Raw genomic sequence first — 22105 nt, forward strand, 5'->3', positions numbered from 1 at the left:
CGGGTTGGTGCTCAGGCAGGTACCTTCGCGGATGATGTCGATGAGGCAAGGCTGTCGCGCAGTTCGCGCTTGAGCACCTTGCCCATCGGGTTTTTCGGCAGCGCGTCCAGCACATGCCACTGGCGTGGTCGCGCATAGTCGGCAAGCTGGCTGGCACAGTGAGCAGCAAGCGCCTCGATATCAAGCGTCTGCCCTGCCGCTGGTACCACGCAGGCGGCCACATCCTCGCCCAGCCCCTCGTGAGGTACCGCAATGACGGCCGCCTCGGCGATACCGGGAAAGCTGTACAGGACGCTCTCCACCGCGGCCGATGAAATCTTGAGGCCACCGCGGTTGATGATGTCTTTTATCCGGTCGACGAAATGGAGTACGCCCTCGTCATCAAAGCGCCCGATGTCGCCGGTGTGGACCCAACCGTCGACAAACGCTTCGCGAGTCGCGTCCGGATTGCCGAAGTAGCCGAGAGCCATTGAAGGGCCACTGAACACGATTTCGCCCAGTTCCCCTTGCGGCACGGGTAGTCCGTCGCTCTCGACGAGGCGCACCGAACACGTTGGCATGGGGAACCCAATCGCGCCTGCTTTACGTGGCAGGAGGTGCGCGGGAAGATACGTTCCGGCTGGCCCTGTTTCCGTCATACCCCAGACATGAACCTGGTCTGCCCAGTGAACACGGGTGGAAATCTTCTCGATGACTTCTGGGGGCATGACCGAGCCGCCGTAACCGAACCGGCGTACCCGCCGCAGGTCGTAGGTGTCCTGGAGGTATTCGTCGATAAGGAAGTGAATGATGGATGTGACGCCGTGGTAGACGGTCGTGCCTTCAGTCTCGATGAGTCGAAGACGTTCCGCGTTGGACAGGGGTACCTGCTCGAGCACGACGCAAGCGCCACTGACCCACGAGGACATGCACGCCATGCTCATGACCGAGCTCGTGAAGAACGGCCATGCCCCCTGATACCGGTCCCCGCGCTCCAGCCCAACCGCGCCACCCATAGCCTGACCAGCATGCAACATGCTGCGGTGGCTATGCATGACAGCTTTAGCGCGGGCGGTAGTGCCCGAGGTGAACAGGAGGCAGGCCAGGTCCGTATGAATGACTTCCACGGGCACGGCGTCGGCCACGAACGTGCGCTCAGGGTCCGGCCAGTACTGTGGAGATTCAGTCGGTGCGTCGAGCAGCATCAGGCTGGCTGCCGGATACAGTTCGCCAAGCCTTGCAGCGGACTCCTGCATGCAGACCACGGCGACCGGTTCGGTCAGTGTCAGCGCGTGCCGGAGCTCTTCGTCGGAAGAGCGTGTGTTCAGCGGCACCACAACGGCGCCAATTTCCAGGCAACCCAGAGCGGTCAGTACGCACTCGCGGTTGGCGTAGTTTGTGAGAAACACAGCCACGCGGTCGCCGTGCCGCACGCCGCGGCGATAAAAGGCGCGCCCCATCATCTCCATCCGGTGGACCAGCTGGTCGTAGCTCAGACGGTCCCGATGGCCCTGCCAGGAGTGCCCGGAGAAAGCCGCGGCTTGCGGTATTTCCGCGGCACGCCGGCGAAGTAGCGCCGGGATGGTCAGTCCGTGAAGCTCGTTGTAGCTCATGAATTACCTGCAATACGTTGTTCGGATTCCCCGGCCGTGGACACAACGTCCGGGGCCGGGTGTTAAGCCACCTTCAGGCAACCGTGTCGACAACGCCACCGTCCACGCGCAGGGCAGCACCTGTGGTTGCAGATGCCTGGGGCGACGAAAGGTAGATGACCAGGTTGGCGACTTCTTCCATGCTCGCCGCGCGGCGGATGAGTGAGGTGGGGCGATGGGCGACGACAAACGCTGCCGCCGTCTCTTCCATCGACAGCCCCGACTTCTCCTGCTCTTCCTTCAGGAGCGCCTGCAGACCGTCGGACAGCGTCGGACCTGGCAACACCGCGTTGACGGTGACGCCTGTGCCGGCCATGCGTTTTGCGAGACCACGTGAGACCGTCAGGTTTGCTGTTTTCGTCGTGGCGTAGTGAAGCATGTCAACCGGAACGTTGAGCGCCGATTCCGACGAGATGAACACGACGCGACCCCAGCCGCGCTCCGCCATGCCCTGAAGATAGGCGCGTGCGGTTCGCACGCCTCCCATCACGTTGATTTCGTACATTCGAAGCCATACGTCGTCGGGTGTCTCGAAGAAGTCCTGCTGGCCATAGATGCCTGCATTGTTGATGAGAATGTCGACTGCAGGCACTGCAGCCTTCAGCGCGGCCACACCTTCAGCAGTGGCGACATTGGCGACAACGCCGCTGATTTCGGCGGTTGGCAATTCTGACTGCAGTCTCTCAATCGCGTGGTCGACTTCATCCTTCGTTAACCCGTTCAAAACCACCGATGCTCCAGCGTTAGCCAGCCCACGCGCAATGGCGAACCCGATTCCCTGGGTGGACCCGGTGACCAGCGCCGTCTTTGAGGTTAAGTCAATCTTCATGGATAGCACTCCTATTTATCGAATATGGATTATTTAAACGTTTAACCGGAGATATCTTTTTCTAGCTAGATGACCGAGTCGAGCAGGTGCGACGAGTGGGACGCTACGAGATGGCGGGCGGGCTCTTCCATCTGTTTGAAATATTGAACGGTAAAATCGACGAAAGTCTTCACCCGTGCTGTAAGACGCTTTGAGCCATCCGTTAGAAGGTGAAAACGTTGGGCTGGCAGGTGGTAGTCCTCCAGCACAGGAACGAGTCGCCCGGCCTTAACGTCAGCGCCGACTTCCCAGGCCCCTTTCCATAACACACCCAAGCCTGCAACGGCCCATTGACGCAGGGCATATCCGTCGTTGGTCATCCTGTTGCCCTTGACCTGCACCGAGGTCGAAAAGCCGTCCTGCATGAACCGCCAGCGGTCGAGCGGAAAGTCATCGCGCAGCAGAATCAAACAGTTGTGATTTCGCAGTTCATCGAGCGTGCGGGGAGGACCGTGCCTATCGATGTAGTCAGGTGAGCAGCAAACGACTGGTCGGTCGTTGCCAAGGGGTCTGGCCACCATTGAGCTATCCGGAAGGTTTCCCCAACGAAATGCAATGTCGAGACCGCGGTCGACGAAGTTCAGCACCTGGTCGCTGAAGTTGATGCGGAAAATAACCCCCGGATTCTCGGCGATAAACGCGTCAATCAATGGAGAGAGGTATTGCCGGCCGAGGTCGATGGGGCAGGTGATTCCGATTGTGCCCTGAAGGTCGGCGTGACCGCCTTTAATCGCGCGGTCGAGCGATTCGACGTCGTCGATAATGCCCACCGAATTCTCGAACAGGTATTGGCCTTCGGGCGTTGTGCTCAATCCGCGGGTGCTCCGCTTGAGCAGGGGCGCTCCGTATTGCTCCTCCATGGCCTTAAGCCGGCCGCTCATGGCCGCAGGCGAAAGGCCTAGTTGCCGTCCTGCGGTTGAAAGTGACCCTGTCTGGACGACCAGACGGAAGAGTCGCATGTCCTGTATGCGGTCAGCCATGGTGCGTTTGTCTCAAGTGTCGTTTTAATTCTGGTCGCTGATGTCGTCGTGATGTCAGCCCAGTACGAGCCAGTATAGGCGGAAGTGCACTCGCAAAGAGGCTTCAGCTTTTCGGAAAAGGCGAAAAGTTATTTCGCTAAATATGAAAACGGTTTTCGGTGATTCCAGTGCTAATGTTTAACGACACAAAGTCGTGACAGTGAAACACGAAGGAGACACAGATGCACGCATATAGCGCGGCGACTGTTGCAACGCCCGAGCTCGCAGCAGGATTCAAATCCGCCATGAGCCGGGTCGCATCGTCCGTAATGCTCATTACCACCGTCGACAGCGACGATTACCCCCACGGTCTTGCGGCCACTGCATTTTCATCGGTCTCGATGGAACCAGCGTCTGCCCTGATTTGCGTGAATCGCTCTGCCAGCGCCTCCCCGATTATCAAGGAAACCGGACTTTTCTGCGTAAGCCTGCTTCAGGCTGCGCACGAGCAGATTAGTACGATTTTTAGCCGCTCGGATATGCGTACCCAGCGATTCGTTGAAGGTGACTGGAAAACCGGCGTCAGAGGCATCCGCTACCTCGCTGACGCTCAGGCTGCGATTTTCTGCGAAGTCGCGCGCGAAATCGAACATGGCACCCACACCATCATCATCGGCAACGTCATCGACGTGGTATTGCCGCAGGTGAGCGAACCGCTGGTGTATGTGGGTGGCCGTTACCGTCGGCTCGACAGCTGAAAGCTAAGTAGTGTGAAGAGTAGTTCCTTGGAGAGTGGCAGTCGGTACTCACTCTGGTCAGCAGAGTCGAAGTTCGCCAGCCACTAAAGTCTGAACCGCCGACGAGCCAGGCTTGCGGCGCGCTAGCGGTTTATCAAGTTGAAAGATTCAGGAGATGATATGAAACTTGGAATGTTCATGCAGCCGTTGCACCTTGCCGGCGCGCAGTATCACCAGATGTACGACATGGATGTAGCGTGCGCGATTCACGCCGACAAGGTTGGGTTCGACGAGCTGTGGGTGGGCGAACATACCTCGCAGCGCACCGAGCCGATTACCAACGCGCTGCAGTTTCTGTCAGCTCTGATTCCGGTTACCCAGCGCATGAAATTGTGCACCGGCGTGTTGAATCTGCCTCATCACCATCCTGCCCGAATCGCGGCCGATGCTGCCATGTTTGACCACATGTCGAAGGGCCGCTTCATCATGGGCATAGGCCCCGGCGGTCTCGCGTCGGACTTCGAAGTCTTTGACAGTGACCACAAGGCAAGCGGCGCGATGCTGGCATCGTGTTACGCCATGATTCGCGCCATCTGGAATACGGACGCACCGTATGACCTCGAGACGGCACATCACAAGGTGAGCATCAAGAACACGGTGAACGAGGCGCTCGGCGTCGGGCTGATGCCCGTTCCGTACCAGAACCCATTCCCGCGCGTGGCGACTTCGGCGATGAGCAACTTTTCCAGCACAGCAAGGCTGGCGGGTGCCAACGACTGGGACGTGATTTCGGCTAACTTCAACCTTCCGTCGACCGTGGCCACGCACTGGCAGTCATACAGCGAAGGCGCGCAAGGCGCGGGTTTCAAGGCTGACCGACGCAACTGGCGAATCGCCCGTTCCGTCTTCGTCGCCGACTCCCAGGCAGAGGCCGACGAATACCTAGCCCGCGAATCCAACGCGCTGGCCAAGTACTTCGATTTCATGGTCACCCACTTGAAGGCTATCGGCTACGCAAGCATCTTCAAGTCGCGCCCCGACATGTCGGACGACGAGGTGAACATCGAGCATTGTATTCGCGAAATGGTTATTGCCGGCGACGCAAACTCGGTTGTTGACCAGCTGGTGGCATTCAGCGAGAAAACCGGCCCGTTCGGTACTCTCCTGACGACCTTCCATGAATGGGATGACGAGGCGCTGTGGCGCCGTTCGATGGAGCTGACGGCGAAGCGGGTGATGCCAAAGCTGAGCGAATACATGGAGCCCCGACTAGCGGAGGCGCAACAGGTCGAGCACGCATAATAAGGAATTTGCGTCTGCTATCGCGGCGTCTGCCGCGATAGCAAAGGGCATCCGTCGGCGCTGCTACGAATGTATCGAATTACTGCGGTGCAATGCACAAACTCTGCGTGCTGCCCCGGAACGCTGAACCTCCATGTTTCTCGATTGAGGAACCGGGGAATCTCCTTGTGCTGGTTTCGCCGTTCGCGTGCATTCCAAGGGCACGCGAGCGGCTTTTTTATTTGGTAAGGCTGGAGGCTCAAATCACCGATGCAAGACATCCTTTTAAATCAGAGTGCTGGCGTGCTGACCATTACATTCAACCGCGCCGGGAAGAAAAACTCCTTTACTGCAGCGATGTACACGGACATGGTCGCTGCGTTAGAAAACGCAGCGGGTGACGACCAGGTTCGCGCTGTCGTCTTTCAGGGCAGCCAGGAGGCGTTTTCGGCTGGCAATGATATCGACGAGTTCATTTCTAACCCGCCCGTTGAGCCGGATGCGCCGGTCTGGCAATTCATCCGGGTGCTTAGTACTTTCCCAAAGCCTGTTGTTGCTGCGGTCAATGGCGTGGTCGTCGGAATCGGGGCCACCATGTTGCTGCACTGCGACCTCGTCTATGCGGCGACCGATGCCCGTTTCCGCGTGCCGTTTGTGAATCTCGGAGTGTGTCCTGAAGCCGGGTCGAGCCTTCTGTTGCAGAAGATTTTTGGATACAGGAACGCAGCCGAAGCTCTGCTGCTCGGAGGGCAGTTCAGCGCGGAAGAGGCGCTCAATGGCGGACTGGTGACCCGGTTGCTGCCTCCTAATGAGGTCCTGGCCTATGCGCGGCAAGAGGCAGCGAATCTGGCTGACAAGCCAGTCTCCGCGCTGATGGAGACAAAACGCCTGCTGAAAAGCCACGACGCTGAGACTGTCAGCGTTCGAATCGAAGAAGAGACCCGCCTGTTTCAGAAGATGGTGACGCAGCCTGCAGCTCGTGAGGCCTTCGCCGCCTTTGGCGAGAAGCGAAGACCCGATTTCCGGAAGGTCGGCCAATAAGGCGCGAATCACTTTTAATACCCCAAGGAGTTGAAATGGAACGCGAAGTAGTTGTCGTAAGCGGCGTACGTACCGCCATTGGAACGTTTGGCGGTAGCCTGAAGGACATCGCGCCGACAGAGCTCGGCGCGCAGGTGGTGCGTGAAGCGCTGCGACGGGCTTCAGTTGGCGGTGATGAGGTCGGACACGTTGTCTTTGGCAATGTCGTTCATACCGAGCCGAAGGACATGTATCTGGCTCGTGTTGCAGCGGTGAACGGCGGAGTGACACAGGACGCACCTGCGCTCACGGTGAATCGCCTTTGCGGCTCTGGTCTGCAGGCGGTCATCTCGGCGGCACAAACAATCCTGCTGGGCGACGCTGACATTGCTGTCGCAGGTGGTGCGGAAAACATGAGCCGCGCGCCATACGCAGTCCCGCAGGCGCGCTTCGGGGCACGCATGGGCGATACACAACTGGTGGATATGCTGGTTGGGGCGCTGAGCGACCCGTTTCATCGATTCCATATGGGTGTCACCGCGGAGAACGTGGCACAGCAGTTCGGTGTGACCCGGGAGCAGCAGGACGCGCTAGCTCTCGAATCCCATCGGCGCGCATCCAATGCCATCGAAAGGGGATATTTCAAGGAGCAGATTCTGCCCGTTGAAGTAAAAGGTAAAAAAGGTCCGACATTGTTCGAAGTTGACGAACACGTTCGCACAGCCCCCGCGTTCGAAGACTTCGCAAAGCTGAAGCCGGTTTTTACGAAGGAGAACGGCACGGTTACCGCCGGCAACGCTTCCGGAATCAATGACGCCGCAGCGGCGCTGGTACTGATGGAGCGAAAAGTGGCCGAGAGCCGTGGTTCAAAGCTGCTGGGCAGGCTGGTCGCCTATGCACACGCCGGCGTCGACCCGAAAATTATGGGAATCGGTCCCGTTCCGGCCAGTCGGGCCGCGCTCGCACGCGCAGGTCTCACCATCGATGACATTGACGTCATCGAGGCTAACGAGGCGTTTGCTGCCCAGGCGTGTGCTGTCGCACGTGAGCTTGGACTGGACCCGGCCAAGGTCAACCCGAATGGTTCGGGTATTTCGCTCGGTCACCCAATTGGCGCCACCGGCGCGCTGATTACCGTCAAGGCGCTCTATGAGTTGCAGCGTACGGGTGGGCGCTACGCGCTGGTCACGATGTGCATTGGTGGCGGCCAGGGTATTGCGGCCATCTTCGAACGGATTTGAGGAGGCGCCGTGGGAATCCAGAATCAGGACAGTACGCCGGTCGCCGCACTGGCAGTAAAGTCGGTCGGCATCGTGGGCTCCGGCACGATGGGGCAGGGAGTCGCGCAGACCCTAAGCGTTTCAGGCTTGCAGGTTGTGCTCATCGACATCTCGACCGCAGCGCTGGAAAAGGGCGTTGGAAAGATTGACACCGCGCTTGGTCGTCTGGTCGAAAAGGGGAAGTTGACTGGCGCAGACAAAGACGCGGCACTTGCGCGGGTAACGACGTCCACGGACTACTCAGTGCTCAAGGACGTTGACTTCGTGATAGAGGCGGCGACGGAAAACGTGGACGCCAAACTTCGCATCTTCGAGCAGATTGTGAAGGCAGTGTCGGCGCAGACCATCGTCAGCTCCAATACGTCATCAATTTCCATCACGCGGCTCGCTGCTCACATCGGGGTGCCGTCGCGCGTAGTCGGCATGCACTTCTTCAACCCGGTGCCACTTATGCCGCTCGTCGAGGTTATCCGAGGGCTTCAAACGAGCGACGTTGCAGTGGAAACCGCGCGTCAGCTCGCCATCGCCGCGGGGAAGACACCCATCGTGGTCGCAAACTCTCCGGGCTTTGTCGTCAACCGCCTGCTGGTGCCTATGATTAACGAAGCGTTTTTCCTGCTTGGAGAAAGGGTGGCTACGGCCGAGGAAATCGATGCGGGTATGAAGCTGGGCGCGAACCACCCGCTTGGGCCGCTCGCGCTTGCAGACATGATTGGTCTGGATGTCTGCCTGTCGGTGATGGAAGTTTTCCATGCCGATTTCGGGGACCCCAAGTACCGTCCGAGCCCTCTGCTGCGCGAGATGGTGACCGCCGGCCGCCTGGGCCGCAAGACTGGACAGGGAGTCTATTCGTACGCGGCTTAGAACCTGCTGCTCGTGGATGAACAAAGGCCCGCTGCATCGAGCGGCGGGCCTTGGATTCTCGGTCGGTCTGGCTGAGGCTCAAGCCGTTGCGAGCGACGCAATCTTGTTGACTGTCTGGACGCAGGCTTTCGCCACCTCTACCCCTTTGACCACGAAATGGTCACGGAAGAACGTCACATGTTCTTCGGACGAGTGAAAGTTGTGCGGTGTAAGCACGGCAGAAAAGACGGGCGTACCGGTCTCGAGTTGAACCTGCATGAGTCCGTTGATGACTGCGGTCGAGACAAAGTCATGACGATAGATTCCGCCGTTAACGATGAGACCCGCAGCCACGATGCCGGCGTATTTGCCACTTTGAGCCAGCATCTTCACATGCAACGGGATTTCGAAGACGCCCGGCACCTCGTAGAAGTCGATGTCGTCTAGCGCGTAGTCTTGCGACTGCATGGTTTCGAGAAAGGCAGTCTTGCACTGGTCGACGATATCCTGATGCCAGCAAGCCTGGATAAACGCAATGCGGCTGCGCGGGCCTTCATCTGCCTTGTTGGACAGCGCGTATTGGGTATCAAAAGCGTTCATTGCGTAGGACCTTGGATAGAGCGAATACGCACGATGCTACCGCCGCGAACGGCTGTGTGGCCTACGAATCACGTGAAGTCACTTTTCACATTATCTGAAAAATGCCGGCACCGTCTGGCGCTGTGCCGCCCGCACAGTGCGGATGGGATAAAAAAGACGTTTGAGTTTGCGAATGAATGATTGATTGTTCATAAAATGACTGTTGACTCATTATTCGTGCGGACATATCTTTCTCACATCTGCAGAACTGCAACCAGGAGAAAGTGTGGACTTCACTGAATCAGGCGAGATGCAACAACTTCGCGACACGCTGCGCCGCTTTGTCGAAAAAGAGATGCCCCGGGAAGCTGCGGCAAAGTGGGACCGGGAAAACGTGTTCCCGCGAGACGTTTTTACCAAGCTCGCATCGCTGGGAGTACTGGGTCTGACCGTCCCGGAAGAATACGGTGGAGCGGGTCGCGACATTGTCGCGACGATGATGGTCATTGAAGAGTTGTCGCGTCGCAGCCTTGCCGTCTCGGTGCCGTACATCATGGCGGCCTGCTATGCCGGCATGAATCTAGTCGAGTGTGGCTCAGAGGAGCAGAAGCGGGAACTGTTGCCGAAAGTCGTCGACGGCAGTCTGCTCTTTGCGTATGGCTGGACGGAACCCGACATCGGTGCTGACCTCGCGAGCGTGAAGACCCGGGCAGAGCGGGTGGGTGACAAGGTCGTCATCAGCGGAGCAAAGCGTTTCTGCTCCGGCGCGTCAGTATGCGATTACATCTTCACGCTGGTCCGCAGCGGGCCGGAGGGTGAGCGGCATCGCAATCTGTCCATGGTGCTGATTCCCCCGAACACGCCGGGCGTAACCATCACCGAAATCGACAGCCTCGGTATGAAAGGCGTGGGTACAACGGATGTCATCTTTGACAACGTCGAAGTGCCAGCGTGGAACATTGTTGGCGGTGACGCAGGATGGCATCAAGGGTGGTCGATGCTGGTTGGCTCCGGGCTCGATGTCGAGAAGCTGGAGGTCGCGGCAGTTGCCACCGGCGTTGCGACCGCGGCATTCGAAGACGCATGGGCATATGCGCACGAGCGCCGGCAGTTCGGCAAGTTGATTGGCGACTATCAGTCCATCAATCACAAGCTCGCGGACATGAAGACCAGCCTGCACGCTGCGCGGCTGATGCTCTATCACGCTTCGTCGATGGCAAACCGGCATGAACGGTGCGCGGTGGAGACCTCCATGACCAAACTGTTTGCCGCAGAAGCCGCGAAGGACATTGCGCTTGAATGCCAGACGATTATGGGCGCGTACGGCTATGTGAAGGAGTTCGGCGCGGAGCGCTATGTCCGGGATGCTCTGCTCATTCCGATTATGGGAGGCTCATCGGCGATTCAGAGAAACAACATCTACAAGTGGACCAACGCGGGGCTCTAGTCCAGGTGCTTCGCGTCGCTTTTCGGGTAGTGGTTTGAACAGTCAAGGATAACTTCATCGTGGATTTCACAGAGTCGGACGATATTCGTCAATTGCGCGACACCCTCCGTCGATTTGTCGACAAGGAGATGCCTCGGGACCTAGTAGCGAAGTGGGATAAGGAAAACCGGTTTCCTCGCGAGGTTTTCGAGAAGCTAGCCGGACTCGGCGTACTCGGGCTGACAGTGCCCGAGGAGTACGGCGGTCTCGGTCGCAACATCATTGGCACGATGGTGGTCATTGAGGAGCTCGCGCGAAGAAGCCTTGCTGTTGCCCTCCCGTATATCAACGCCGCCTGCTACGCGGGGATGAATATCGTCGAGTGCGGAACCCAGCAGCAGAAAGAGGAGATTCTTCCGCGGGTGGTCGACGGTTCCATGATTTTCGCCTACGGATGGACTGAGCCGGATGTAGGCTCCGACCTCGCCAGCATGAGGACGAGGGCCGAGCGCCGGGGAGACACCATCGTCGTCAACGGGGCCAAGCGCTTCTGTTCCGGGGCAGGCGTGAGTGACTACATCTATGCCCTCGTGCGGACCGGGCCAGAGGAGGAGCGCTACCGGAATCTGACGCTTCTCCTGATTCCGCCGACCCAGGCCGGCGTGACAATTGAGCCAATCAACGGTCTTGGCCTGAAGGGATTCCCCACGACTGACGTGACGTTCGAAGATGTGGAGTTGCCGTTGTCGAGCATCGTCGGAGGCGTGGAAAAGTGGAATGGCGCCTGGCCAATGGTGCTTGGCTCGGGCCTTGATGTAGAGAAGCTCGAAGTCGCGGCCATGGCAATCGGCATCGGCCAGGCCGCACTCGATGATGCCTGGACGTATGCGGGCGAGCGGCAGCAGTTCGGCAAGGCGATTGGGAACTATCAGTCTGTCCAGCACAAGCTGGCGGAAATGAAGACCCGCCTTCACGCGGCCCGCCTGATGCTTTATCACGCGGCGAGCCTCGCAGACCGGCATTTGCCGTGCACCGGCGAGACTTCGATGGCCAAGCTCTTTGCCACAGAAGCCGGCAAGGCGATTTCTCTCGAGTGTCAGACCATCTTCGGCGCGTATGGGTACGTCAAGGACTTCGACGTCGAGCGATACGTTCGCGACTCGCTTGCCCTGCCAATCATCGGCGGTTCGTCGGCTATCCAGCGTAACAACATCTACAAATGGATGAAGCGGCAATGAAGCAAGTGGCGAGGCACCGGTAATATCGTGTTTTCTGGGACCTGGGATGACTATGACCTGAGCCGTAAATCGCTGGGCGTCATCTCGCCCTTTGGCAGATGGCAGATAGCGGACACGACATGAACGAGGCAGCCGGTATGACTTCTGAAGTGACAGACAAGGACGTTCCTCGCCCGGCGGGCAAGGCAAGACGCTCTACCCGAGAGATGCGGGCTGAGGAACTGAGAAACAGGATATTTGCGTCGGCATCGACGGTTGTCGGGCGGCATGGGTACGCGGAAGCATCCATCGGCCGGATTACCGAGGAGGCAGGCATTGCGCAGGGCACCTTCTATCTGTATTTCGAATCGCGCCAGGCGCTCTTTGATGTGCTGCTCCCCCATGTGGGTGTCGACATGCTTGCGTACATCAGCAAGAAGGTGCATGGGGCTGAGTCCTTTCTGGAAGTCGAGGAGCGCGGCTTCAGAGCGTTCTTCTCCTACCTGCGGACCAATCCCGGATTTGTTCGCGTGCTAAATGAAGCCGAGGTTGCGGCGCCAATCGCCCACGCGGCGCATATGAAGTTGCTCACCGAGCACTACGTTCATTCTCTTGAGCGAAGCGTGGCCAACGGTGAAATCAAGCGGTTTGACGGTAGGGAGCTCGAGGCGCTGGCCTACATCTTCCAGTCGGCCCGAAGTTATCTGTACATGAGATATGTAAAGGGCCATGAGAAGTCGAAGCTGCCTGAGTGGGTAGTGGACACCTACATGAAGCTCGTACGGCATGGTCTGAAGTAAGGCTGCTCGTAGGCAGCGGACTCTGGGGTGTCAGGCTCGCCTCTGTTCTATCTCGTAACGCCGTTCGACCGTAGTTGCTGTTATTTTTTCTTTTGCGGAGTAAGCCTTGAATCCCAGACTGTTCTCTTCACTGACGCTGCGCTCGGTGTCCTTGCCCAATCGCATTGTCATCAGCCCGATGAGCACCTATTCGTCTGAAGACGGATTTGCCAACGACTGGCATCTCGTCAATTACGGCAAGTTTGCGCAGAGCGGTGCCGGGATGGTCATGGTCGAAACCGCAGCGGTTTCTCCTGATGGACGCGGCACATACGGAGACCTGGGGCTCTGGAGCGACGACCACGTCGCCCCACTGGCACGAGTCGCAGCCTTCATTCGTTCGCAAGGCTCCGTCCCGGCATTGCAGATTGGCCACTCAGGCCGGAAGGGCAGCATGCAGCGCCCGTGGGAAGGTTACGGTGTTCTGACCGATGTAGAGGCTGCGCGCGGCGAGCCCGCCTGGCAGACCGTTGCGCCCTCAGCCATTGCGGCTGCCGATGGCTGGCCCGAACCGATGGAGATGAGCCGGCGTGAACTGGAAGAGGTTGCGCTCGCATGGGAGGCTGCCGCCCGTCGCGCGGCTGACGCGGGCTTTGACGTTCTGGAAGTTCACTGTGCCCACGGCTATCTTCTGCACGAGTTTCTTTCCCCGGTCGCCAACCAGCGTTCCGACGAATATGGCGGTGACGCAACGCGCCGCATGGCGTATCCGCTCGAAATTGTGAAGCGGGTACGCGCGGTCTGGCCGGCGGAGAAACCGTTGATGTGCCGCGTTTCGTCGGTTGATGGCGTGGAGGGTGGCTATGACATCGAGGACACCGTGGCATTCGCGCGAGAGCTTAAAGCACTGGGTGTCGATGTTGTCGACTGCTCGTCGGGTGGAATCTCCGGGTTTGCGACGGTCTCCAGTCGCCTGCCACGCACGTATGGGCACCAGGTGCCATACGCCGCCCGTGTCCGCGCGGGAGCGGGCATCTCGACGATGGCTGTCGGGCTCATCATCAACGCACAGCAGGCCGAGGAAGTACTGGAGGGCGAACAGGCGGACCTCATTGGCATCGGCCGTGAGGCGCTTCACAACCCGAACTGGGCATTGCATGCGCGACACGAGCTGGGGCAGGACACCTTTGATGGGTGGCCCGCTCCTTATGGCTGGTGGTTGGCCAAGCGTGCGCGCCTGATTAAATCGATGGACGAAGCGGGCGTACCGCGACCCGTAGGTCACCAACATGTCTACTGACACCACGCCTGAGATTGATTCCGAGCTGGAAACGGCCGGTTGGGTCGTCCCAGCCGGTTTCCGCCCCGTGCCATCGGAAGACTTTCTGGACACGGTAGGCCCGGTCTATATGCGGGAGGATGCTGGGGGCAGCCTGTGCATTGCCAGCCGGATGCTTGAGCGCCATCGTAACCAGGGCGGCAACGTTCACGGCGGAATGCTCGCGACATTGGCCGACTATGCCATCGGTTTCAACCTGCTCCAGATTGGTCCACGCCCTACCAGATTTGGAACGGTCAGCCTGAATATCGATTTTGTCTCGAACGGCCGCATTGGCGAGTGGCTTGAGGCAACCGTGGCCATTGACAAGGCTGCGGGCCGTGTGAGATTCGCGTCGTGCGTCATTCGCGGCGAGGGTGGCCGATTGGTGGTGCGGGCGAGTGGAGTGTTTTCGGCGTCGACGTCCGAGTAAAGACATCCGTCTGGAAGATTAAACAGCCATAGCAAAGAGGTTCTGAATTGAAAGTTCTCGTTCCAGTGAAGAGAGTGGTCGACTACAACGTGAAAGTGCGTGTGAAGTCGGATGGGTCGGGCGTTGACCTTGCAAACGTCAAGATGTCGATGAATCCGTTCGATGAAATTGCCGTTGAAGAGGCCGTGCGCCTGAAGGAGGCTGGTGTTGCGACGGAGGTCATCGCAGTGTCCGCCGGTGTCGCGCAGGCGCAGGAGACGCTCCGTACAGCCCTAGCGATTGGGGCAGACCGTGCCATCCTCATTGAATCCGGCGAGGAGCTGCAACCGCTCGCGGTGGCCAAGCTGCTCAAGGCGCTGGTTGACAAGGAGCAACCGCAGCTCATCATCCTTGGCAAGCAGGCTATCGATGATGATTCGAATCAGACCGGGCAGATGCTGGCTGCGCTGGCCGGACTCCCTCAGGCTACGTTTGCCTCGAAGTTGACCGTGACGGACGGCAAAGCGCTGGTGTCTCGCGAGGTCGATGGCGGCGCAGAGACGCTCTCGTTGACACTGCCTGCCGTCGTAACGACGGACCTGCGACTCAACGAACCGCGATACGTGACGTTGCCCAACATCATGAAGGCGAAGAAGAAGCCTTTGGAAACCCTCAAGCCGGAAGAACTTGGTATCGATGTTTCGCCGCGGCTCAGGACGCTTAAGGTGGTCGAGCCGCCGAAGCGCTCTGCCGGCGTCAAAGTTCCTGACGTCAAGGCGTTGGTTGAGAAACTGAAGAACGAAGCCAAGGTGCTGTGAAGACATCCGGAGAAACAGGGAAATGACGATTCTGGTAATTGCAGAGCATGACAACTCGGCCCTTAAAGTGGCCACACTGAACGCAGTTGCTGCCGCGCAAGCGATAGGCGGCGATGTTCACATCCTGGTCGCCGGCTTCAATGCGCACGGCGTAGCGGAGGCCGCCGCAAGGGTAGCCGGCGTAACCAGGGTCCTTCATGCTGATTCGCCGCATCTCGAAGCCGGGCTCGCGGAAAACGTAGCAGAGACCGTTCTCGCTAGTGCGGCAAACTATTCGCACATCCTCGCCGCGGCGACAGCTTCCGGCAAGAACGTCACGCCGCGCATTGCTGCAAGACTTGATGTGGCGCAAATCAGCGACATCATCGCGGTCGAGAGCGCGGATACGTTTCAACGCCCCATTTACGCGGGCAACGCCATCGCTACGGTCCAGTCTCACGACGGCATCAAGGTCATCACTGTGCGTACGACCGGCTTCGACGCCGTCGCTCATGAAGGCGGAGCGGCGGTGGTCGAGACTGTCGCTGCTGGACCGGATGCCGGAACGTCGCAATTCGTGAGTCGCGAGGTGACCAAACTCGACCGGCCGGAGCTGACCTCCGCGAACACTATCGTGTCAGGCGGACGCGGGCTCGGCAGCGGGGAGAATTATACGAAGGTGCTTGAACCGCTGGCCGACAAGTTGGGCGCAGCGCTTGGTGCCTCGCGGGCAGCGGTCGATGCCGGCTTTGTCCCCAACGACTATCAGGTCGGCCAGACCGGCAAGATTGTCGCGCCGCAGCTCTACGTTGCGATAGGCATATCGGGCGCCATTCAGCACCTTGCCGGGATGAAAGACTCCAAGGTCATCGTCGCCATCAACAAGGACCCTGAGGCGCCTATCTTCGGTGTCGCCGACTACGGACTTGTTGGGGACCTCTTCTCGGTGATTCCGGAGCTGGCTGAAACGCTCTGATGGAAGCGGAAATCCGGTGCGCAGGGCAACGGAAAGCCGCTTCGGACCCGGTGCTCCATTTCTTCGGCGCCGGGTTCGGGTTCCTCTGCTGGGTCGTCAGGAAAGAACTTGTTTTTGCGCGCTTGCTAGTCTCGCGCTGATTGTCAGCCCGCGACGAAAAATTAATTCGGCAGGTCGACCTTTCGGCGTCCCGGGGCCATCACGTATAGTCCGCCTGCGCTTCTTTTTGTCTGGAACGGCGCATGTCTAATGGAGCTAGCGATGGTGGACCGTGCAGATGTATCTATTCCAGAAATCACGGCTTTTGAGGCGGTTGCGCAGACGGGAAGCTTCACGAAAGCCGCTGAAGCACTCGGCACCGGCAAGTCCAATGTAGGCAAGATTGTTCAGCGGCTCGAAGAGCGCCTGGATACCCGACTGTTCCAACGGACCACTCGTGCGGTCCGGCTGACAGAGGATGGTGAGACGTATCTGCAGGCGGTACAGTTGGCGCTAGGCGGATTGCGCGAGGCAGAGCGGGAACTCGCGGCTCGCCGGAACGAGGTAGTCGGCCGGGTGCGACTGGACCTGCCGGCATCGTTTGGAAGACTGCTTTTCCCGACGTTCGCGACGTTGCGCCGCCGCTATCCGAAATTGACGCTTGAGCTGGCATTCAGCGACAAAATGTCTGACCCCACGGCAGATGGCTGGGACATTGTGGTGCGAATTGGTGAGCTTCCCACAGACAGCGACATGACTGTGCGGAAGTTGTGCGAGACCCGCTTTGGTCTCTATGCATCTCCGGACTACCTGGCTGGACGCGGAATGGTCCACGCTGTCGGCGATTTATCGTCGCACGATGCAGTCCTTTTCCGTGGCACGTCGGGTCGGCTACGGCCATGGGCACTTAACGAAAATGGCCGCATTCGCAGCGTTTTACCCGAGCCCGCGATTATTGTTGAGGACGGTCAGGCGCTTATCGAGGCACTCTCGAACGGACTGGGCGTCTCTCAGCTTCTGGACCGAATCGCGCAACCCCATGTTGAAGCAGGTCGGCTTCAGCACGTTCTGCCGGGCGCGGATGTGGATGGCTTGCCGGTTCACGCCATTATTCCCTTGGGTCAAAAGATGGCGACAAAGACACGGGCGGTCCTGAACCAGCTCGCGGAAGACCTCCAGCATGACACTCGATAAGACAAGCCAGCCCGTTTCTTTATGGTTCGCGGCAGGACGCGTGTCCCGTCGCTCGGATATTGACAACAGGCTGGCGCAGGCGTGCTTTAGATGAGTCCGTTCAGCACTTCCGGATTCAAGTTATTCAGCTGGTCGATGCGGCCTTCGCGAACCTTGTTCGCCCAGTCCGGATTGACCAGCATGCCGCGGCCCACGGCAATCAGGTCGAAGTCGCCGCGGTCGGCGAGTTGCAGCAGGTTGTCGAGCGACGCAACATTACTGCCGTCCCCCATGAGTGTGTCGATATGCTCACCCGTCATGCCGATGGAGCCCACCGTAATGGTCGGCTTGCCGATGCCACCGAAGAGCCCTGACGGACCGACGCGACGCGGCGGCTTATAGTCCGCGCCCTTAGCCTCATACAGGCCATCGACCGTATGCTGTTTCATCTGACCGACGTGCCAAAGCTGCGCAAGAATGGGCGTGCCTTCGGCGTGTACTGCGTCGACGACCTTCTTCCAGCCCGCGAGCGCTTCGACGCCGTACATACGGGGAACGCCCACTTCGTTCGCTGCTGCGTCGTGCGGGACCCACGTGCCTTCCGTGATGATGAGGCCTGCACCGCCCGCAGCCCGTTTGCGGTACTACGCTGCATTCGCCTCACCGGGCACGCCCGCCGGCGCCATCGTACGGGTCATCGGCGACATGATGACGCGATTCTTCAGGGGCAGGCTGCCAACGTGTACCGGCTCGAATAGCTTCGCGGTACGTTCCGCGGCGATGGGTTCTACCGGTTTGTTGGAGTGGTGTGCGCTCATGTGAAACTCCTGCATCGGAATCCAGCTTTTGTCTTAGAGGGGCACCCGACCGTGACTGGGCGCAATGAGGCTTTTCCGGCGACACGACACCGAGAAAACTGCAAGGGCGCATTCGCTCCCGTCTGGTATAGGCGCGTCGAATCTGCTCTGTCCTGTTCACGAGCTAGATGCGGCATCCATCATGGCGATGTGCCAGAGGGAGTGCGAACGGCCCTTGCCGCGGTGAGCTGCGGAGGAACCGTTCGCGCTCGCTAAATACTGGCTTAGAACTCGGGTGAGAAAAAGCCCTTGTCGGGAGACCCTCTGTCGCTTCGCGGGAGTCAATTCTCTATTGCGTCGCGCGCGGCTTTCGTCTAACCGGGGTGAGGTGAAGGCAAGAACGAAGCACCTTCTACGCAATATTCTTTGGTTGGCTTTTCGGCCAGAGCAGGTAGCGCGACGAGTAGGGACTCGGTGCGCCGAAGTCCTTGAACGGTCGCGATACTCCCTTAGGATTGGGCTGTGTCCTTACTGGTGGACGTTATCCACGGCATCGTTGCTGTCTCTCAGACCGGTTGCAGCCTTTGCACGGTGCTCCAGCACGCGCTGTTGTGCAGCCTGTAGACCCCTCGGGTATTGGGTGCGCTCGGAACCGGGCTGGTAGCCGACACTGACAAGTTCTTCGAGCTCCGCGGAAACCTGTGCGCGGGTCTTCGGAGTTTGCTGCGCGGATGCCGGCGCACAAAGAAATACGGTTGCAGCAGTCAATACCGCGGAGATAGTCACTTTCAACATTTTAGGAATTTGAACGGGATAAAGCGGCGTGCGCGCAGAACAATTCGACGCCGTCGTGGGATGCCATAAAACAAGCACTGCGACACTTGACGGGGAAGTGTACGTGGCAAGTCAGCAGGGTGAAAGGCGCTTGCGAGGTAAAACACAATTCGCCATGAACGAATTGAAGACTAATCGTCGAGGACAGTTCGGTGCCAGTGGAGCGCGCTACCACTATTTTCTGGTTAGATAGCTAGCCACAGTACCGCTTTTGTCTGCTCAGCAATTCACCCCGTGCGAATGGAGTATTCGCGATTTTCACGATTATCAGCGCCGCTGCGCGACCTAGACTGGATTTGGTAACGTCCGGTTGGAGTCGTCGTGTTAATTGTATTCTTTGTCGTCAGCCCTGTAGGCATTGTCGCTTTGTTCGCGTTCGCGAAGTTTGCCGATGCCCGGTTCCGAGACTCTCAGCGAGAACCCGGGAACATTGATGAGCAGTAGGTACCGAGATGTTCGGATTGAATTCAGGGCTCCGCTGTTTCATGCACCTTGCTCATCTTCGTGATGTCAAGTGACGGCACGCACAGCATCGCAAGGAAGGCGCACACGGCTACCGCGAACATGCAAAGGAACATCACGTGCAGAGAGTGGTGCAAGGCGAGCCTCAGCGCGTCGCTGGCGGCAAACTTCTCAGCTTGGGAGGCAAGCAGGCGACCGAGCTCTTCCGAAGTGACGGGAGGAGCGCCATTGGTGTGGGCCAGGCCGTAGTTCACAATTGCACCGAACACCGCTGCGCCAAGCGTGTTGCCGAGATTGCGCGAAAACAGGTTTGAAGCAGTTGCGCTACCTCGCTGAGCCGCGGGCACAATCTCCTGAATCAGGACCATGCAGCTGACGCTCAGCACGCCCATTCCGAACCCCATGACGGCCGACCCAATTGCGGCAAAAAGCGCGCTACTTTCTGCTGTCATCAGTACGAAAGGGATGGCGCCTGCGGGCACGAAGAGACTACCGTAAACAAGTATCCGACGCAGTCCGATACGGTGGAACGTTCTGGACGCAATGGTCGCGCCAGACGGCCAGCCCACCATCATCATGGTGAGGGTCATGCCTGCCTCTACAGGCGTACGATGCATCACACCCTGAACATACATTGGCAGGAACGTAGTGAGCCCCATCAGGGACATGCCCGTCAGCACGGTCGCTGCGTTGCAGACAGCAACTGGTCGATGTGCCCATAGGCTCAACGACATCATCGGGTCAACCGCGCGCCGTTCCTGTACAAAGAAAAGGATGCTGCTTATCAGGAGCGTCGCAAGCTCGACTCCGAGACGCACACCGCTCGCACTTCCCGCGTCGGTGAGCAGCATCATCAGGGCCGCAACCGCTATCGTGAAAAGTGCCGCCCCGGCCACATCAATCTGTGGGCGGCCTCGGGGCTTTTCCTCGTGGTAGAAGTAGACAAACCCCATTGAGGCCAGTAGCCCGATTGGCACGTTTATCCAGAAAATCCAGCCCCAGGAGAGCTCGCGAATCAGCAATCCACCTGCCGTTGGGCCAAGGACGGCGCATACGGCCCAGACGCTTGCGAGATACCCCTGAACTTTGCCACGCTCTCTCGGCGGGTACAGGTCGCCAATAATGGTCAACGTGACGGGCAAGATGGCGCCGGCCCCGATGCCTTGTATCAGCCGGAATACAATCATAGCGGGCATGGACCATGAGAAGCCCGCGAGCACGGAGCCCAGTACGAAGACTGCGATGCCAGAGAGTATGGCTAGCTTCCGTCCGAACAGGTCAGCGAGCTTGCCAAACACGACTGTCAAGGCGGTCTGCGTAAGCAGGAACGAAGAGAACACCCAGCTGTAGAGATTAAGACCGCCTAACTCGGACGCAATCTGTGGCATGGCGGTCGAGACGATGGTCGCCTCGATAGCGACCATTGCCATCGAGGCCATCACCGAGATGACGACAAGAGGGCGGACGGTAGTTGTATGTGGCATGCTGTTCGCTGGGACATCAAGGACATTCGAAGGCGGCATCGCATGCGCCGGCGCACCTGTCGATTATGCCCGTCGAACGAATCATCACTATTCGCTGCGCGCGAAAAACCATTTCTCAAACACCGAATAACAGTGGCGCCTCGGGCGTCCAATGATGAAGAAAATACCGATTGTCGAGCAAGGCTGAAAAGTCAATTCGGGATGTCGGGCTTTATTTGTGGCGGTTCGTGGCCTTAGAGTTTCTCGTGGCGCAATAGCGCTGCAATTCTCTTGGCGAGACCTTAAGAATCGACGCAAATGGATTATCTACAGTCACTCCGAATGTTCGTGAAGGTCGCTGAAGTGAGCAGCTTTGTGGGCGCGGCTGAGCAGTTCGACGTTTCTACGGCAGTAGTCACGAGGAACATCTCTTCAATCGAGGAACGCCTTGATGCGCGTTTGCTTCAGCGCACAACGCGCAGCGTGACTCTGACCGAGGCCGGGCGCATCCTGCTGGAGAAGGTGCGGGGGATTGTCGCGGACATCGACGAAGTTGAGGGAGCGCTGCTGGCAGCGAGCAATGCACCGTCCGGAACACTGAGAATTGCAGTGCAAGGGTCGCTTGGAGCTCATTGTCTGGCGAGGATTCTGAAGGAATACGGGCTCCGCTATCCAGCCGTCACGCTCCAGATAGCGTTGACCAGCGGGGCCATTGACCTTGTCGAGCAGCGCTTTGATGTTGTCATTGCTGCGGACGACTATCCTCATCACAGTTCTGTAGTCAGGCGGCGACTTGTACAGTGGGACTTGTGCCTGGTTGCAACCCCGGACTATCTGGTGCCGTACGGGATGCAGGAAGCGGCGCTCAATCTTGACCGCCTGAATCTGCTGTATCTCGAGGACGTTTCAGCCGGCGCGGCAGCAGGCGTCGCTCATCGGTGGGTCAACGAACACGCAGTGGGTGCATCGCGCCTGCAGGTGAACAATGCAGAAGTGCTGCGAAACATGGCATTGGAAAGCATGGGCGCCGCACTGCTGCCGCGATATATCGTCCAGCACGACCTGACCGATGGCCGTCTTGTACAGGTGCCGACGGACGCTTGTATGCCGACTGACGGGTTGAGTGTCGCCTACGCGAGTCGGCGCAATCTCGCGCCAAGCGTCCGGTCCTTTGTAGACTTTCTGGTTGAAGCGTTTGAACAGGAGTCGTCTTCGAACCCACTCATCCAGAAAGAGCTTGTTGAGCTCGAAAGCTGACGGTCCAACTTCGCGGT

General features: G+C 58.8%; 21 protein-coding genes and 1 pseudogene. 14 read left to right on the plus strand and 8 right to left on the minus strand.

Annotation, left to right across the window (positions count from 1 at the left end; translation table 11 throughout):
• Positions 1 to 11 precede the first annotated feature (11 nt).
• The 3 genes from PDMSB3_RS04905 to PDMSB3_RS04915 all read right to left on the minus strand — a co-directional run bounded on the left by PDMSB3_RS04905 (position 12) and on the right by PDMSB3_RS04915 (position 3479).
• On the minus strand, positions 12 to 1592 hold the full coding sequence (locus PDMSB3_RS04905) for a class I adenylate-forming enzyme family protein (protein WP_165185201.1): 1581 nt from the start codon (positions 1590 to 1592) through the stop codon (positions 12 to 14).
• Positions 1593 to 1665: 73 nt separating this feature from the next.
• Positions 1666 to 2460 (minus strand): SDR family NAD(P)-dependent oxidoreductase, encoded by a 795-nt coding sequence (locus PDMSB3_RS04910; protein WP_165185204.1) that lies wholly within the window; start codon positions 2458 to 2460, stop codon positions 1666 to 1668.
• A gap of 65 nt (positions 2461 to 2525) precedes the next feature.
• Positions 2526 to 3479, minus strand: coding sequence for a LysR family transcriptional regulator (locus PDMSB3_RS04915; protein ID WP_165185206.1), 954 nt, complete (start codon positions 3477 to 3479; stop codon positions 2526 to 2528).
• Positions 3480 to 3700: 221 nt separating this feature from the next.
• Between PDMSB3_RS04915 and PDMSB3_RS04920 the strand changes: the two genes are divergently transcribed.
• From PDMSB3_RS04920 to PDMSB3_RS04940, 5 genes are all read left to right on the plus strand, one after another.
• Positions 3701 to 4216: a flavin reductase family protein gene (locus PDMSB3_RS04920; protein WP_165185209.1), complete on the plus strand. Its 516-nt coding sequence runs from the start codon at positions 3701 to 3703 to the stop codon at positions 4214 to 4216.
• Between the two features lie 159 nt (positions 4217 to 4375).
• Positions 4376 to 5497, plus strand: coding sequence for an LLM class flavin-dependent oxidoreductase (locus tag PDMSB3_RS04925; protein WP_165185212.1), 1122 nt, complete (start codon positions 4376 to 4378; stop codon positions 5495 to 5497).
• Positions 5498 to 5746: 249 nt separating this feature from the next.
• Positions 5747 to 6517 carry an enoyl-CoA hydratase gene (locus PDMSB3_RS04930; RefSeq protein WP_165185215.1) on the plus strand — a complete coding sequence of 257 codons (771 nt, stop codon included), beginning with the start codon at positions 5747 to 5749 and terminating at the stop codon, positions 6515 to 6517.
• A gap of 35 nt (positions 6518 to 6552) precedes the next feature.
• The gene (bktB, locus tag PDMSB3_RS04935; protein WP_165185218.1) at positions 6553 to 7737 is read left to right on the plus strand and encodes a beta-ketothiolase BktB; all 1185 of its coding nucleotides are present in this window, start codon (positions 6553 to 6555) and stop codon (positions 7735 to 7737) included.
• A 48-nt stretch (positions 7738 to 7785) separates the two neighbouring features.
• Positions 7786 to 8640 carry a 3-hydroxybutyryl-CoA dehydrogenase gene (locus PDMSB3_RS04940; RefSeq protein WP_165187377.1) on the plus strand — a complete coding sequence of 285 codons (855 nt, stop codon included), beginning with the start codon at positions 7786 to 7788 and terminating at the stop codon, positions 8638 to 8640.
• Positions 8641 to 8718: 78 nt separating this feature from the next.
• Here the strand turns inward: PDMSB3_RS04940 and PDMSB3_RS04945 are convergent, their stop codons facing one another.
• The gene (locus PDMSB3_RS04945; RefSeq protein ID WP_165185220.1) at positions 8719 to 9219 is read right to left on the minus strand and encodes a 6,7-dimethyl-8-ribityllumazine synthase; all 501 of its coding nucleotides are present in this window, start codon (positions 9217 to 9219) and stop codon (positions 8719 to 8721) included.
• A 265-nt stretch (positions 9220 to 9484) separates the two neighbouring features.
• Between PDMSB3_RS04945 and PDMSB3_RS04950 the strand changes: the two genes are divergently transcribed.
• The 8 genes from PDMSB3_RS04950 (at position 9485) to PDMSB3_RS04985 (ending at position 17296) form a co-directional block, all read left to right on the plus strand.
• Positions 9485 to 10645, plus strand: coding sequence for an acyl-CoA dehydrogenase family protein (locus PDMSB3_RS04950; RefSeq protein WP_197740210.1), 1161 nt, complete (start codon positions 9485 to 9487; stop codon positions 10643 to 10645).
• A 59-nt stretch (positions 10646 to 10704) separates the two neighbouring features.
• Positions 10705 to 11862, plus strand: coding sequence for an acyl-CoA dehydrogenase family protein (locus PDMSB3_RS04955; RefSeq protein ID WP_165185223.1), 1158 nt, complete (start codon positions 10705 to 10707; stop codon positions 11860 to 11862).
• A gap of 119 nt (positions 11863 to 11981) precedes the next feature.
• A complete protein-coding gene (locus PDMSB3_RS04960) occupies positions 11982 to 12641 on the plus strand; it encodes a TetR/AcrR family transcriptional regulator (RefSeq protein WP_197740211.1) in 660 nt (219 codons plus the stop codon).
• 106 nt (positions 12642 to 12747) lie between these two features.
• A complete protein-coding gene (locus PDMSB3_RS04965; protein WP_165185226.1) occupies positions 12748 to 13920 on the plus strand; it encodes an NADH:flavin oxidoreductase/NADH oxidase in 1173 nt (390 codons plus the stop codon).
• Entirely contained in the window at positions 13910 to 14371 is a 462-nt protein-coding gene (locus PDMSB3_RS04970; protein WP_165185229.1) for a PaaI family thioesterase, read from the plus strand. Before PDMSB3_RS04965 ends, PDMSB3_RS04970 begins: the two co-directional genes overlap by 11 nt.
• A gap of 47 nt (positions 14372 to 14418) precedes the next feature.
• Positions 14419 to 15168 carry an electron transfer flavoprotein subunit beta/FixA family protein gene (locus PDMSB3_RS04975; protein ID WP_165185232.1) on the plus strand — a complete coding sequence of 250 codons (750 nt, stop codon included), beginning with the start codon at positions 14419 to 14421 and terminating at the stop codon, positions 15166 to 15168.
• Between the two features lie 22 nt (positions 15169 to 15190).
• Positions 15191 to 16123, plus strand: a complete 933-nt coding sequence (locus PDMSB3_RS04980) for an electron transfer flavoprotein subunit alpha/FixB family protein (RefSeq protein ID WP_165185234.1) — start codon at positions 15191 to 15193, stop codon at positions 16121 to 16123.
• 261 nt (positions 16124 to 16384) lie between these two features.
• Positions 16385 to 17296 (plus strand): LysR family transcriptional regulator, encoded by a 912-nt coding sequence (locus PDMSB3_RS04985; protein WP_165185237.1) that lies wholly within the window; start codon positions 16385 to 16387, stop codon positions 17294 to 17296.
• 86 nt (positions 17297 to 17382) lie between these two features.
• On the opposite strand, the pseudogene PDMSB3_RS04990 reads toward PDMSB3_RS04985, so the two are convergent.
• The 4 genes and pseudogenes from PDMSB3_RS04990 to PDMSB3_RS05000 all read right to left on the minus strand — a co-directional run.
• Positions 17383 to 17907, minus strand: a pseudogene (locus tag PDMSB3_RS04990) (oxidoreductase); the annotation flags it as partial.
• 12 nt (positions 17908 to 17919) lie between these two features.
• On the minus strand, positions 17920 to 18093 hold the full coding sequence (locus tag PDMSB3_RS38280) for a hypothetical protein (RefSeq protein ID WP_197740212.1): 174 nt from the start codon (positions 18091 to 18093) through the stop codon (positions 17920 to 17922).
• Between the two features lie 507 nt (positions 18094 to 18600).
• Positions 18601 to 18867 carry a DUF4148 domain-containing protein gene (locus tag PDMSB3_RS04995; RefSeq protein WP_165185239.1) on the minus strand — a complete coding sequence of 89 codons (267 nt, stop codon included), beginning with the start codon at positions 18865 to 18867 and terminating at the stop codon, positions 18601 to 18603.
• A gap of 506 nt (positions 18868 to 19373) precedes the next feature.
• Positions 19374 to 20852, minus strand: a complete 1479-nt coding sequence (locus PDMSB3_RS05000) for an MDR family MFS transporter (RefSeq protein WP_232064114.1) — start codon at positions 20850 to 20852, stop codon at positions 19374 to 19376.
• A 297-nt stretch (positions 20853 to 21149) separates the two neighbouring features.
• On the opposite strand from PDMSB3_RS05000, the gene PDMSB3_RS05005 reads away from it, so the two are divergent.
• A complete protein-coding gene (locus PDMSB3_RS05005) occupies positions 21150 to 22088 on the plus strand; it encodes a LysR family transcriptional regulator (protein WP_165185242.1) in 939 nt (312 codons plus the stop codon).
• Positions 22089 to 22105 lie beyond the last annotated feature (17 nt).

The organism is Paraburkholderia dioscoreae, from assembly GCF_902459535.1.
Lineage (GTDB): Bacteria > Pseudomonadota > Gammaproteobacteria > Burkholderiales > Burkholderiaceae > Paraburkholderia > Paraburkholderia dioscoreae.

Bases quoted from the DNA above. Each gene is read 5' to 3' on its own strand.
- PDMSB3_RS04920 (WP_165185209.1), top strand. From the start codon at position 3,701: ATGCACGCATATAGCGCGGCGACTGTTGCAACGCCCGAGCTCGCAGCA.
- PDMSB3_RS04910 (WP_165185204.1), bottom strand. From the start codon at position 2,460: ATGAAGATTGACTTAACCTCAAAGACGGCGCTGGTCACCGGGTCCACC.
- PDMSB3_RS04925 (WP_165185212.1), top strand. From the start codon at position 4,376: ATGAAACTTGGAATGTTCATGCAGCCGTTGCACCTTGCCGGCGCGCAG.
- PDMSB3_RS05000 (WP_232064114.1), bottom strand. From the start codon at position 20,852: ATGCCACATACAACTACCGTCCGCCCTCTTGTCGTCATCTCGGTGATG.
- PDMSB3_RS04995 (WP_165185239.1), bottom strand. From the start codon at position 18,867: ATGTTGAAAGTGACTATCTCCGCGGTATTGACTGCTGCAACCGTATTT.
- PDMSB3_RS04905 (WP_165185201.1), bottom strand. From the start codon at position 1,592: ATGAGCTACAACGAGCTTCACGGACTGACCATCCCGGCGCTACTTCGC.
- PDMSB3_RS04945 (WP_165185220.1), bottom strand. From the start codon at position 9,219: ATGAACGCTTTTGATACCCAATACGCGCTGTCCAACAAGGCAGATGAA.
- PDMSB3_RS04960 (WP_197740211.1), top strand. From the start codon at position 11,982: ATGAACGAGGCAGCCGGTATGACTTCTGAAGTGACAGACAAGGACGTT.
- PDMSB3_RS04930 (WP_165185215.1), top strand. From the start codon at position 5,747: ATGCAAGACATCCTTTTAAATCAGAGTGCTGGCGTGCTGACCATTACA.
- PDMSB3_RS05005 (WP_165185242.1), top strand. From the start codon at position 21,150: ATGGATTATCTACAGTCACTCCGAATGTTCGTGAAGGTCGCTGAAGTG.
- PDMSB3_RS04980 (WP_165185234.1), top strand. From the start codon at position 15,191: ATGACGATTCTGGTAATTGCAGAGCATGACAACTCGGCCCTTAAAGTG.
- PDMSB3_RS04915 (WP_165185206.1), bottom strand. From the start codon at position 3,479: ATGGCTGACCGCATACAGGACATGCGACTCTTCCGTCTGGTCGTCCAG.
- PDMSB3_RS38280 (WP_197740212.1), bottom strand. From the start codon at position 18,093: ATGAGCGCACACCACTCCAACAAACCGGTAGAACCCATCGCCGCGGAA.
- PDMSB3_RS04970 (WP_165185229.1), top strand. From the start codon at position 13,910: ATGTCTACTGACACCACGCCTGAGATTGATTCCGAGCTGGAAACGGCC.
- PDMSB3_RS04985 (WP_165185237.1), top strand. From the start codon at position 16,385: ATGGTGGACCGTGCAGATGTATCTATTCCAGAAATCACGGCTTTTGAG.
- bktB (WP_165185218.1), top strand. From the start codon at position 6,553: ATGGAACGCGAAGTAGTTGTCGTAAGCGGCGTACGTACCGCCATTGGA.